General features: G+C 61.7%; 12 protein-coding genes and 2 pseudogenes. 8 read left to right on the top strand and 6 right to left on the bottom strand.

What is annotated here, in order from left to right; translation table 11 throughout:
• Nucleotides 1–3: 3 nt before the first annotated feature.
• Together lysA and lptM are read right to left on the bottom strand one after the other, a co-directional pair.
• Nucleotides 4–1,251: a diaminopimelate decarboxylase gene (gene lysA / locus PCOSP_RS28145; RefSeq protein WP_139641100.1), complete on the bottom strand. Its 1,248-nt coding sequence runs from the start codon at nt 1,249–1,251 to the stop codon at nt 4–6.
• 9 nt (nt 1,252–1,260) lie between these two features.
• A complete protein-coding gene (gene lptM / locus PCOSP_RS28140; protein WP_139641099.1) occupies nt 1,261–1,431 on the bottom strand; it encodes an LPS translocon maturation chaperone LptM in 171 nt (56 codons plus the stop codon).
• Nucleotides 1,432–1,657: 226 nt separating this feature from the next.
• Between lptM and cyaY the strand changes: the two genes are divergently transcribed.
• The 3 genes from cyaY to rnk all read left to right on the top strand — a co-directional run bounded on the left by cyaY (nt 1,658) and on the right by rnk (nt 2,891).
• Entirely contained in the window at nt 1,658–1,990 is a 333-nt protein-coding gene (gene cyaY, locus PCOSP_RS28135; RefSeq protein WP_139641097.1) for an iron donor protein CyaY, read from the top strand.
• A gap of 4 nt (nt 1,991–1,994) precedes the next feature.
• The gene (locus PCOSP_RS28130) at nt 1,995–2,213 is read left to right on the top strand and encodes a DUF1289 domain-containing protein (protein WP_139641095.1); all 219 of its coding nucleotides are present in this window, start codon (nt 1,995–1,997) and stop codon (nt 2,211–2,213) included.
• A 267-nt stretch (nt 2,214–2,480) separates the two neighbouring features.
• On the top strand, nt 2,481–2,891 hold the full coding sequence (rnk, locus tag PCOSP_RS28125; protein ID WP_139641094.1) for a nucleoside diphosphate kinase regulator: 411 nt from the start codon (nt 2,481–2,483) through the stop codon (nt 2,889–2,891).
• A gap of 4 nt (nt 2,892–2,895) precedes the next feature.
• On the opposite strand, the gene PCOSP_RS28120 is transcribed toward rnk, so the two are convergent.
• The 3 genes from PCOSP_RS28120 to PCOSP_RS28110 form a co-directional block, all read right to left on the bottom strand.
• Nucleotides 2,896–5,739 carry a class I adenylate cyclase gene (locus PCOSP_RS28120; RefSeq protein ID WP_464709945.1) on the bottom strand — a complete coding sequence of 948 codons (2,844 nt, stop codon included), beginning with the start codon at nt 5,737–5,739 and terminating at the stop codon, nt 2,896–2,898.
• Between the two features lie 176 nt (nt 5,740–5,915).
• Nucleotides 5,916–6,161 (bottom strand): TIGR02647 family protein, encoded by a 246-nt coding sequence (locus PCOSP_RS28115; protein ID WP_024780550.1) that lies wholly within the window; start codon nt 6,159–6,161, stop codon nt 5,916–5,918.
• 232 nt (nt 6,162–6,393) lie between these two features.
• Nucleotides 6,394–6,678, bottom strand: coding sequence for a hypothetical protein (locus tag PCOSP_RS28110; RefSeq protein WP_175385229.1), 285 nt, complete (start codon nt 6,676–6,678; stop codon nt 6,394–6,396).
• A gap of 124 nt (nt 6,679–6,802) precedes the next feature.
• Here PCOSP_RS28110 and PCOSP_RS28105 point away from each other — a divergent pair, with 124 nt between their 5' ends.
• Nucleotides 6,803–7,462, top strand: a complete 660-nt coding sequence (locus tag PCOSP_RS28105; protein WP_139641087.1) for a glutathione S-transferase family protein — start codon at nt 6,803–6,805, stop codon at nt 7,460–7,462.
• Nucleotides 7,463–7,590: 128 nt separating this feature from the next.
• Here PCOSP_RS28105 and argH read toward each other — a convergent pair whose 3' ends face one another.
• Entirely contained in the window at nt 7,591–8,985 is a 1,395-nt protein-coding gene (gene argH / locus PCOSP_RS28100; protein WP_139641086.1) for an argininosuccinate lyase, read from the bottom strand.
• A 315-nt stretch (nt 8,986–9,300) separates the two neighbouring features.
• Between argH and PCOSP_RS28095 the strand changes: the two are divergent.
• The 4 genes and pseudogenes from PCOSP_RS28095 to PCOSP_RS28080 form a co-directional block, all read left to right on the top strand.
• A pseudogene (locus tag PCOSP_RS28095) lies at nt 9,301–9,450 on the top strand (sensor histidine kinase); the annotation flags it as partial.
• Complete coding sequence (locus PCOSP_RS28090) at nt 9,447–10,193, top strand: LytR/AlgR family response regulator transcription factor (RefSeq protein ID WP_139641084.1); 747 nt, start codon at nt 9,447–9,449, stop codon at nt 10,191–10,193. The pseudogene PCOSP_RS28095 and the gene PCOSP_RS28090, both read left to right, overlap by 4 nt.
• 138 nt (nt 10,194–10,331) lie before the next feature.
• A complete protein-coding gene (gene hemC / locus PCOSP_RS28085) occupies nt 10,332–11,273 on the top strand; it encodes a hydroxymethylbilane synthase (RefSeq protein ID WP_464709944.1) in 942 nt (313 codons plus the stop codon).
• Nucleotides 11,273–12,016: pseudogene (locus PCOSP_RS28080) on the top strand (uroporphyrinogen-III synthase); the annotation flags it as partial. The gene hemC and the pseudogene PCOSP_RS28080, both read left to right, overlap by 1 nt.
• Nucleotides 12,017–12,034 lie beyond the last annotated feature (18 nt).

Genomic DNA, 12,034 nt, shown 5'->3' with positions numbered 1-12,034 from the left:
GTTTTACTCCGGTAGCAGGCTTTCGCCGGCAAACAACTCGGCTACCGTCTCGCGGCGACGCACTTCGAATGCTTGATCACCGTCCACCAGCACCTCGGCGCAGCGGCCGCGGGTGTTGTAGTTGGAACTCATGACAAACCCATAGGCACCGGCCGAATGCACCGCCAGCAGGTCGCCTTCCTCCAGTGCCAGCTCCCGGCCCTTGGCCAGGAAGTCACCGGTTTCGCAGATCGGGCCGACGATGTCGTAGCTACGGGCTGCGGTATCGCGGGGGCGCACGGCGGTCACATCCATCCACGCCTGGTACAGCGCCGGGCGGATCAGGTCGTTCATGGCCGCGTCGACGATGGCGAAGTCCTTGTGCTCGGTGTGCTTGAGGTACTCGACCTGGGTCAGCAGCACGCCGGCATTGGCCACGATGTAGCGGCCTGGCTCGAACATCAACGCCAGGTCGCGACCTTCGAGACGCTCACGAACGGTCTTGATGTAGTCGGCCACCAGCGGCGGCTCCTCATCGCGGTAACGCACGCCGACACCGCCACCCAGGTCGATATGACGCAGGTAGATGCCGCAATCGCCGAGACGGTCGACCAGCGCCAGCAGGCGGTCGAGAGCATCGATGAAGGGGTCGAGGGTGGTCAGTTGCGAGCCGATGTGGCAATCGACGCCCAGGACTTCCAGGTTAGGCAGTTGGGCGGCACGCACATAGACGTCTTCGGCATCGGCGATGGCGATGCCGAACTTGTTTTCCTTGAGACCGGTGGAAATGTACGGGTGGGTGCCGGCATCGACGTCCGGGTTCACGCGCAGGGAAACCGGTGCGCGTACGCCCAGCTCGGCGGCGACGACCTGCAGACGTTCCAGTTCGTCGGTGGATTCGATGTTGAAGCAATGCACGCCGACTTCCAGGGCACGGCGCATGTCCTCGCGGGTCTTGCCGACACCGGAGAAGACGATCTTGTCAGGGCTGCCGCCAGCCGCCAGCACTCGTTCGAGTTCGCCGCCGGAGACAATGTCGAAACCTGCACCCAGGCGCGCCAGGATATTGAGCACACCCAGGTTGGAGTTGGCCTTCACGGCGAAACACACCAGGTGCGGCATGCCGGCGAGGGCGTCGGCGAAGGTCCGGTACTGGGCTTCGATGTGGGCACGGGAGTAGACGTAGGTCGGCGTGCCGAAACGTTCGGCAATGGCGGACAGGGCAACCCCTTCCGCGAACAGCTCCCCGCCACGGTAGTTAAAAGCGTCCATGGCGTTCCCTTAGTAGGTGGAGTGGGTGTCGTGCGAGTGGGACTTGGATTGCGACGACTTGGCCTGCTCTTCAGGGGACTTGCTGTCATCAGGCAGGTACAGCGGACCTTTTTGACCACAGGCTGTCACTAGGCAGGCAACCGCGACGAGCGCAGCAAGGGAAGAGATCAGGCGCTTCATGGCGAAATCCTTGAAAATGCGTTAATTGCGCCGGAGTATACCGGCCACCCGGCGGCTTGCCTATGCAACGGGGCTCCCGTCCGGCGGGGCTGGTGGCCTATATGCCTGGTTCCGCGGACATTTCACGGCCCCCGACCGTGGTTGTCGGTATATCCTTTGCAATCGTCGGGAAGCGCCCGTATCTTGCGGCGCTTGAGCATGAGCAGACATTTTCGAGGTTGTCGCAATGAGTTTGACTGAAGCCCGTTTTCACGATCTGGTCGATACCACCCAGCAAATGCTGGAGGATATCTTCGATGAGAGCGAACTGGACATTGATCTGGAAAGCTCCGCCGGCGTGCTCACTGTCAAGTTCGAAAACGGCAGCCAGTTGATCTTCAGTCGTCAGGAACCGCTGCGGCAGTTGTGGCTGGCGGCGGTGTCCGGTGGTTACCATTTCGACTACGACGAGGAAAGCGAGCGCTGGATGTGCGACAAGAGCGAGGAGCAGTTGGGCGAGATGCTGGAGCGCATCGTCAAGCAGCAGGCCGGTGTGGAATTCGAGTTTGAAGGCCTGTGACAACGTGAGCCAGACCGTCCCGGCGCGGCCATCCAAGCCGCTCTACAGCAACGTCAGCCCTGCCGTGCCGTCGCCGTGCACCAGCGTGTGCAAGCTGGATGAGCAGAAGGTTTGCCTCGGCTGTTTCCGCCATGTGGAGGATATCCGTGAGTGGCGCTCGGCTGATGATGCGCGCCGGCGGGTGATCTGTGCCGAGGCGCTCAAGCGCCAGAATCGAAAGTGAATGCATACACGTGGGAGCGAGCCTGCTCGCGATGGCGTCCGATCAATCAGCATTGATGTGACTGGCACGCCGCCATCGCGAGCAGGCTCGCTCCCACAGGAACTGTCTGGACCTGGCAATCGTGTATCTGTCTGGCCCGGGTTGTATATTTTTTGAGCTGTGATAGTGTCCGGCTACGCCTCGACTCACCGAGGCCTGTGAAAAACCCCGTCTTCCTGTGGCGGGGTTTTGCTTTTTTCGTGCAGAAGAAAGGAGTCTGCCTGGATCATGACCGCACCTTCCATCACTCTTACCCGCCTGGACGTCCAACGTCTGGAGCGCCTGATCGACAGTCTCGACGAAACGCTGCCGGGCGTGATTGCGTTGCAAACCGAACTGGACCGCGCCGAGACTCTGGTGAGCCATGAAGACGTGCCCGCCGATGTCGTGACCATGAACGCGCGCGTGCATTGCCGCGAGGAAGGCAGCGGCAAGGACTATCACCTGACCCTGGTTTACCCACAGGACGCGAATGCCGACGAAGGCAAGGTCTCGATCCTGGCGCCGGTGGGCAGCGCCTTGCTGGGGCTGAAGGTCGGCCAGCACATCGATTGGCCGGCACCGGGCGGTAAGACGTTGAAGCTGACGTTGCTGGCGGTGGAATACCAGCCCGAAGCGGGCGGCGATTTCCACCTCTGAGGCTTCAGACCAGGGTCAGCGCTTCGTTCAGGGCGCGCTCCAGATCGGCCTTGTAGCGCAGATACAGATTGCTTGAGCAGGCGCTATCACCCACCAGGCCCGAAAGGTCCAGATCGGTGATGTAGCAGCGATAGCGCTCGGCCTCGCGGCGCTGCTCGACGATCTCGCTGGCGACCACACGGAACAGTTGGTCGCCATGCTCCAGTTCCGAAAACTCCTGTTGATTGCAATACAGGGTGACGTGTACCTGCCCATGGGTCGCCTTGCCGATGATGGCCTGCACGTCATAGAACGGCTTGTTCTCGGGTGTCTGCGGCGCCGGACGGATTTCGATCCGGCGTGCGCGTCCGCTGCCTGAGGGCAAAAGCTGGTAGTACAGGGTTTCCAGGCCCAACGGCGGGTCGGTGTCCATCGACAGCAAGGCGTCCCGACGGTACAGCACCGATTGCAGGAAGCGCTGCAACGGCACCAGCAGGCTGTGTTCGTCGTGATAAGGCAGGCGCTGTTGCCAAAGGGCATTGAGCTCATCGAGCACATACAGCTCAGCCTCGTCCTCATTGACCCGGTAGAACACCTGGATGCATTCCGGCTGGCCCATGGGCAGGACCAGCGCCAGGTCGTGATCCTCCAAGGCCATTGGATCCAGGTGCAGCGGGCTGTAGGCGCTCAGCTCTTCGCCCAGGTAGTCCTGCAGCGCCGACAGGCTGCCCAGCGCCACGTGCCTGACCTGGCCGGGGACCAGCTCCAGTACGTGATAATACTGCTGCACCTGCAGCAAGTAGCGGTGATTGAGTCTGCTCAGCAGCAGCGTCTGGGCCGTCTCGATGACTTCTTCGACCCGCCGCGCAATGAACTGCGCCCGGTTGTGGCAGAAACAGCGCACCTGCAAGCGCGGCTGGTGCTGTGTGGCGGGCAGGTCGTTGAGGTAGTCGCGCAGGCAATCGAGCAGCGCATGCTCGCCATCAAAACGGTTGACCAGTACTTCATTCCAGCTATTGAGCGTGACCTGATCGAGGGTCAGTACCAGGTTTTCCCGGACCCCGGAGTAGCTCAGGGAGTCGGTGCGCTCGGTGGTCATCAGGATGTTCAGGTCGCGGTGATGCTTGAGTGGGTCGATGCCGACGTTCACCAGGATCAGCACTTCACTGGGGACGCTGGCGTGCAGCAGCTGTTCTTCCTCGACCGTGACCAGGGGCAGGGCGATGGCCTGTTGCAGGCTGCCCAGCAGGTTGAATAGCTCGAACTCACTCAAGTCGCTGTCGCCCGGGTGCAGCGCCAGGTGTGTGCTGCTGTCGATCACGCCGTTGCGATGGCACCAGGTCAGCAGCTCCAGCAGTTCGCGGCTGCGCTTGATCGGCGCGAAGTTCTCCCACTCCAGGGCGTTGAGGCTGCCGTTGTAGAGCCCCCACTGGTTCTGCCCGGGTTCTTTCTTGTTGGGTGACTGGACCAGCGTCAGGGTGTCCTCGGCCAGGTCCGGGGCGATGCCGGGATTGATGAACTCGACTTTGTCGGCTTTGCGTTCGAAGGCTGCATACAGCCGGCGGCCAAGGACGTTGAGGTCGCGCTTGTTGATCAGGCTGACGGTTTTTTCGGTGCGGGCGAACTGGGTCAGGAAGCGGTAGCTGTAGGTCAGTTCGTTGACCAGCGCGCGGCGTTCGTTGCTGACCTGGCGCACCTTCCACTGGCTGCGGCTGTCCAGCAGCGCCAGTTGGCGCGGGTCCCAGCCCCATTCCCCGGCCAGGCGTTCGAGCAGCCTCCGCTGCCAGCCGCTGCTGCGCCCTTGGCCGGTGAGCTTGCGATTGACCTTCAGGTACAGCGCGCGTCGGATCAATTCCAGGCGCTCGGGTTCGCCACGAGCGTTGAGGTATTCCTCGATACGGCGGTAGACCAGCATGTACGGGTCCAGCTCCTCCAGGTCCAGGCGATTGGCGAACACGGCTTGCTTGAAGCGCAGGCTCAGGCACCGGACATTAGGGTGTTCGCTGGCGTAGACCTCCGTCAGCAGCAGCTTGAGCACGGACTTGTAGGGCGACTCGATGCCCTTGAACAATTGCCAGAGCCCCGCGCCGATGAACTCCCCTGGCGGGATATAGGCCAGGTGCCCGAGGTCCAGGGTTTCATCGGCGCGGATGAAGCGCTTGGAAAGCAACGTATGGGTGTACGCCTCATAGTTGTCTTCCTCGTAGACCGGCACCAGCCACCAGATCGGTGTGCGCCCGGCCAGCCAGATAGCCGTGCGGTAGAACTCGTCCAGCAGCAGGTAGTGCTGAGTCGTGCCGCAATCTTCGGAGCTGAGTTGATTGTCCCGTTCACCCTGGACGAACCGGGCCGGGTCGATCAGGAAAAAATGGGCTTCGGCGCCCTGGGTCGCGGCCCAGGCTTCGAGCAGTTGGCATTTCTTGCGCAGCTCGGCCAGTTCGTCGTCGCTCAGGTCCGGCCCATGGCAGACCCACACATCCATGTCGCTCTGGTCCGCCTGGGCGAGGGTGCCCAGGCTGCCCATCAGATACAAACCCAGGATGGGGCGCGGCGGATTGCTGCCATGGCGTGGCTTGTAGGAAAACGATCGGGTCAGTCGCTGGGCGTCGGCGAGGACGCTGGCGTCGGGTTCGTAGTTCGACAGCCCGGCCGGTGTGCTGCCGGAGACGTAGCCTGGCAGCAGCGGATGGTTGACGTGGAAAAACAAAGGAAGCAGCGTCAGCACGCCCTGCTGGCGAGGCGACAGGCCGTCCATGGCGCGATCCATCCGGACGGTGTTGAGCTTGAGAAAACGTGCGCGCAGCTGGCTGAGGACCTTGCGGTCGATTCCCTCGTCCAGATCGGGGCGTATTTCGTGATTGCGGGTCATGTCGGCTCAAACCGGCTCGCGGCGTCGAACGTGGGAAATCAGAGGTGATGGCAGTTTAGCGTCCGGGACGGTGAATTCTTAAGCTGAAAGTAGGGTGTGGACGTCAGATTTTTCACGCAAGGCGCCCGCGCCTGCGGAAATCCGGCGAAGCAGATTTCCGTGGGCGACAGGGAGAGTCAGGCAGCTTCTTGGACGCTGAGTATCGTCAGGACGGTTTGTACGTTTTGCGCGGCGTCACGACCCAGGCTGGTCAGATAACCGCCGTCGGGTTGGGTGATCAGTTCTTTGTCGTACAGGCGTTGGGCAGCGGCAATGGCTTTAGGGGCAGCGGTCTGATGGATTTTCAGGCCTTCCTGGGAACTGTCCAGGTTGAAGAGTGCAAGGATTTCCAGTTCGGCAACCAGCTCAGGGGTAAGCGACATAAGGACTCCAGACTTTCTAGGAATATGGTCGATAGCGTCACTAAGGTGAGCGCACTCAGCCGAGCTGTCCAGTGTAGAGGCAGGCTTTTTTTGTTTTGGGCGATGGAGCGTGTGTGGGAGCAAAGCTTGCTCGCGATGCAGGCGCCTCGATTCATGAGCGATCACATCGGTTTCATCGCGGGCAAGCCTTGCTCCCACAGTGTTTGAGGCAGTCCCTCCCACCGCAGCGGGTTCAGTTCTTTTCCGGTGGCAGCTCGGGCAGTTTGCGCAACGCGTCTTCATACCATTGGGTATTGAACGGGCGGTCTTCATCGAGCATGGCGTCGATCTCGAAGGCCAGCACATGGGCCATGAGGTTCAGGATGTCTTCGCGCTCGTAATTGACCAGAGTCAGTTTGTTGAAGGTGGCCTTGGCCGCTGGCGGGTTGCCGCTTTCGATCTGGTTTTCAATGGCTTCGATCAGGGTCGACTCGACGAATTCTTCTTCGTCATTGTCGATGTCGTTTGGCTCGCTCATGGCAGGCTCCTGTGAGAAAGGCGCCAGTTTACCTGCATTCAGCGGCGTGATGCGCCTAGCGCGAAACCTCCCGACAGTCTATAACGCAAGGCTGCCCACCCCACACGGACTGGAGGTATCTGCAATGCTCAAGCTTTATGGTTTCTGCGCCAGTAACTATTACAACATGGTCAAACTGGCATTGCTGGAGAAGGGCGTGCCCTTCGAAGAAGTGTCGTTCTATGGCAAGCAGACCCCGGAAATACTCGCCATCAGCCCACGGGGCAAAGTGCCTGTGCTGAAAACCGAGCAGGGCTTCATCAGCGAAACCAGCGTGATCCTCGAGTACATCGAGCAAACCCAGTCCGGCAAAGCCCTGTTGCCCGCCGATCCGTTCGAGCGTGCCCAGGTCCTGGCCCTGTGCCGGGAGATCGAGCTGTACATCGAGCTGCCAGGGCGCGCCTGCTACGCCGAGGCATTCTTCGGCATGACAGTACCCGATGCCATCAAGGAAAAGAGCAAGGCTGAACTGCTGCTGGGGTTCGCCTCGCTGGGCAGGCACGGAAAGTTCTCACCTTATGTCGCGGGTGACAGCTTGAGCATTGCCGACTTGTACTTTCTCTATGGTGTTTCGCCAGCCTTACAGGTGGGCAAAAAATTGTTCGATATCGACCTGTTCGCAGACATGCCGGCGGCCAAGGCGCTGATGGAACGGTTGGGGACGAATCCGCACGTACAACGGATCGCGGCGGACAGGGAAGCGGGGATGCCAGAGTTTTTGGCGATGATCGCTGCCAAGAAGTGAATTTTATACTGCTCTAGCGATTGCTTTCGCGAGCAGGCTCGCTCCCACAGGGGATCTCTGTATGTTCACAACTTTGTGTTCACTGAAGATCCATGCGGGAGCGAGCCTGCTCGCGATGCTGTTAGGTTCTAGCGACCGGCAAGCAACGCCTGGCCGCGCACCACGGCAGCCTTGACCTGCGCCGGTGCCGTGCCGCCGATGTGGTCACGGGCGTTGACCGAGCCTTCCAGTGTCAGCACCGCAAACACGTCCTGCTCGATCTGGTCGCTGAACTGGCGCAGTTCGTCCAGGCTCATCTCCGCCAGATCCTTGCCGTTGTCCACGCCATATTTCACGGCATGACCGACGATTTCATGGCAGTCGCGGAATGGCAGGCCACGGCGCACCAGATAGTCGGCCAGGTCCGTCGCGGTGGAGAAGCCGCGCAGGGCCGCTTCACGCATCACCGCGTGCTTGGGCTTGATGGCCGGGATCATGTCGGCAAAGGCGCGCAGCGAGTCGCGCAGGGTATCGGCGGCGTCGAACAGCGGTTCCTTGTCTTCCTGGTTGTCCTTGTTGTAGGCCAGCGGTTGGCCTTTCATCAGGGTCAACAGGCCCATCAGTGCGCCGAACACCCGGCCGCTCTTGCCCCGTACCAGCTCCGGTACATCGGGGTTTTTCTTTTGCGGCATGATCGAGCTGCCGGTGCAGAAGCGATCCGGCAGGTCAATGAACTGGAATTGCGCGCTGGTCCACAGCACCAATTCTTCGGAGAAGCGCGACAGGTGCATCATCGCGATGCTCGCGGCGGCGCAGAATTCGATGGCGAAATCGCGGTCCGAGACGTTATCCAGCGAGTTGCCGCCCACAGCGTCGAAGCCCAGCAGTTGGGCGGTGTATTCGCGATCGATCGGGTAGGTGGTACCGGCCAGCGCGGCGCTGCCCAGGGGCATGCGGTTGGTGCGCTTGCGGCAATCGACCAGGCGCTCGTAGTCGCGGCTGAGCATTTCGAACCAGGCCAGCATGTGATGCCCGAAGGTCACGGGTTGAGCGGTCTGCAGATGGGTGAAGCCGGGCATGATGCTCTCGGCTTCACGTTCAGCCTGTTCCAGCAGGCCTTTCTGCAGGCGGGTGATCTCGGCCAGGATCAGGTCGATTTCATCACGCAGCCACAGGCGGATGTCGGTGGCGACCTGGTCGTTGCGACTGCGGCCGGTGTGCAGTTTCTTGCCGGTCACGCCGATGCGATCGGTCAGGCGCGCTTCGATGTTCATGTGCACGTCTTCAAGGTCGACACGCCAGTCGAATTGACCGGCCTCGATTTCACCCTGGATAGTCTTCAGGCCATCGATGATGCTGTCGCGCTCGGCATCGGTCAGCACGCCGACCTTGGCCAGCATGGTGGCGTGGGCGATCGAACCCATGATGTCGTGGCGATACAGGCGCTGGTCAAAATTGACGGAGGCGGTGAAGCGGGCGACGAAGGCGTCGACGGGTTCACTGAAGCGGCCGCCCCAGGACTGATTGGTCTTGTCAGTGCTCATGAATTCGCTCGTGATCGGCTGTGGAAAAAGTAGCGGTTAAAGGCTGCGGCGGATGATAGCAGGGTTGCCGGGGCTGGCGCTGGCACTGGTCGGCAGGTTTTTTACGCACGAGCCGGGCGTGCAAGCAGGTTTTCTGCACAACGATATTTTCCAATTGAGCAATATCGTCGTGGCAACCGTCTACAGTGGACGATAGGAGTTTTGCTTTTTCCATCATGGCGCATGGGGCGAACCAACCAGGGGGGCTCAATATTGATCAGATCGAAAATCAACAATCCCCGCGGCGACGCCGTGCGACAACGGGCCTCGAGCATCGGTCGGCAAGCGCTGGTAAAGATAGGCAACCGCCTCGCGGCACTTTTTGGCCCTCGAGCGAGTCTTAGCGTGGATCGCGGTGACGGATGTCACTTCCCCTGTCTACGCTATCCTTGTGCGAGACTCACGCAGGAATCCAGCGCAATATGAATGTCCTGATCGTTGATGACGAACCACTGGCCCGCGAGCGCCTGAGCCGAATGGTTGGCGAGCTCGAGGGTTACAGTGTCCTGGAGCCGAGCGCCACCAATGGCGACGAGGCGTTGGCCCTTATCGACAGCCACAAGCCGGATATCGTGCTGCTCGACATTCGCATGCCTGGCCTGGATGGTCTGCAGGTGGCGGCGAAGCTGTGCGAACGAGAGTCGCCCCCCGCCGTGGTGTTCTGTACCACCCGGGACGACTTCCCGCCCGAGATATTGCAGGCCGGTGCCGTGGGCTATCTGGTCAAGCCGGTGGCATCCGAGGCGTTGCTTGACGCCTTGCGCAAGGCCGAACGGCCCAACCGCGTGCAACTGGCGGCGCTGACCCGTCCGGCAGCGGAAAGTGGCAGCGGCCCGCGCAGCCACATCAGTGCGCGAACCCGCAAGGGCATCGAACTGATCCCGTTGAACCAGGTGGTCTACTTCATTGCCGACCATAAATACGTGACCTTGCGCCATGAGAGTGGCGAGGTGCTCCTGGACGAGCCCCTCAAGGCGCTCGAGGACGAGTTCGGCGAGCGGTTCGTGCGTATCCACCGCAACGCCCTGGTGGCCCGCGAGCGCATCGAGCGTCTGCAACGCACGCCCCTCGGGCATTTTCAGCTGTTTCTCAAAGGCCTCAATGGCGACGCGCTGATTGTCAGTCGACGACATGTGGCGGGCGTGCGCAAGATGATGCAGCAGCTTTAGCCCGCGATTGCGGGGCGTTCGAGACATTCATTTTTCAGGACATTGACGGCCAGGGAGGCCTTGGGGTCGTGATTCAAGTCAAAGCGGATTTGGCTGAGCTGTTATTATCCGTCGTATCTTTTAAGTACGGATTGATCCATGTCCCCTCGCGAGATCCGCATCGCCACCCGTAAAAGCGCCCTGGCCCTCTGGCAGGCCGAGTACGTCAAAGCCCGTCTGGAGGCCGCCCATCCCGGCCTGGTCGTGACGCTGGTACCCATGGTCAGTCGCGGTGACAAACTGCTGGATTCGCCACTGTCGAAAATCGGTGGCAAGGGTTTGTTCGTCAAGGAACTGGAAACCGCGCTGCTGGACAACGAAGCCGACATTGCCGTGCATTCGATGAAAGACGTGCCCATGGACTTCCCCGAAGGCCTGGGCCTGTTTTGCATCTGCGAGCGCGAAGACCCGCGCGATGCGTTCGTTTCCAACGCCTTTGCCAGCCTTGACGCGTTGCCTGCCGGGAGCGTCGTCGGCACGTCCAGCCTGCGTCGCCAGGCGCAGCTGCTGACCCGTCGTCCCGACCTGCAAATCCGTTTTCTGCGAGGCAACGTCAACACTCGCCTGGCCAAGCTCGACGCTGGCGAGTACGACGCCATCATCCTTGCCGCCGCTGGCCTGATCCGGCTGGGCTTCGAGGACCGCATCACCTCGGCCATCAGCGTCGACGACAGCCTGCCGGCCGGCGGGCAAGGAGCGGTAGGCATCGAATGCCGCAGCGCCGACAGCGGGATCCACGCGCTGCTGGCTCCTCTGCATCACGAAGACACGGCGACCCGGGTTTTCGCCGAGCGCGCCCTCAACAAACACCTCAACGGCGGCTGCCAGGTACCGATTGCCTGCTACGCCGTGCTGGAAGGCGAACAGGTCTGGTTACGTGGCCTGGTGGGCGATCCGGACGGCGGCACGCTGCTCAGCTCCGAAGCCCGGGCGCCCCGGGGCGATGCCGAAGCGCTGGGGGTGCGGGTCGCTGAAGACCTGCTGAGCCAGGGCGCTGGCGCGATCCTCAAGAAGGTCTACGGCGAGGCTGGCCACGCGTGATGGGCTGGCGGTTGCTGCTGACCCGGCCGGAGGACGAGTCGTCGGCCCTGGCTGCTGTCTTGGCCGAGGCTGGCGTATTCAGCAGCAGCCTGCCGTTGCTGGCTATCGAACCGATTCCCCTCTCCGATTCCGGCCGAGCGATGCTGCAGCGACTCGACCAGTACTGCGCCGTGATCGTCGTCAGCAAGCCGGCCGCCCGGTTGTGCCTGGAGCAACTGCGTGAATATTGGCCGGAGCCGCCGGAGCAACCCTGGTTCAGCGTGGGCGCAGCCACCGGGCAGATCCTGGCCGATGCGGGCCTCACGGTGTTTTATCCGGACGATGGCGACGACAGCGAAGCCTTGCTGGAACTCCCGGTGTTGCGTCAGGCTCTCACCCGGAGCAATCCCCAGGTTCTGATCGTGCGTGGTGAGGGCGGCCGCGGTTTGCTGGCAGAGCGCTTGCGCGAGCAAGGTGCTAGCGTCGATTATCTGGAATTGTACCGGCGAGGCCTGCCTGAGTATCGCGAAGGCGAACTGCTGGCGAAGGTCGAAGCGGAACGCTTGAACGCACTGATGGTCAGCAGTGGGCAGAGCTTCGAGCATCTTCACCGCCTGGCGGGTGCCGCCTGGCCCGATCTGGCGCGGTTGCCGTTGTTTGTCCCAAGCCCCAGGGTTGCCGAGATAGCGCGGGCCGCCGGGGCCCGATCAGTTGTGGATTGTCGTGGCGCCAGTGCCGCGGCTTTGCTGGCGGCTTTACGGGAACAATCCGTGCCGTTTTCT

Source organism: Pseudomonas sp. MAFF 730105 (assembly GCF_055380705.1).
The sequence above is the reverse complement of the archived record's forward strand: the minus strand, read 5'-3'. Positions and strand labels throughout refer to the sequence as shown.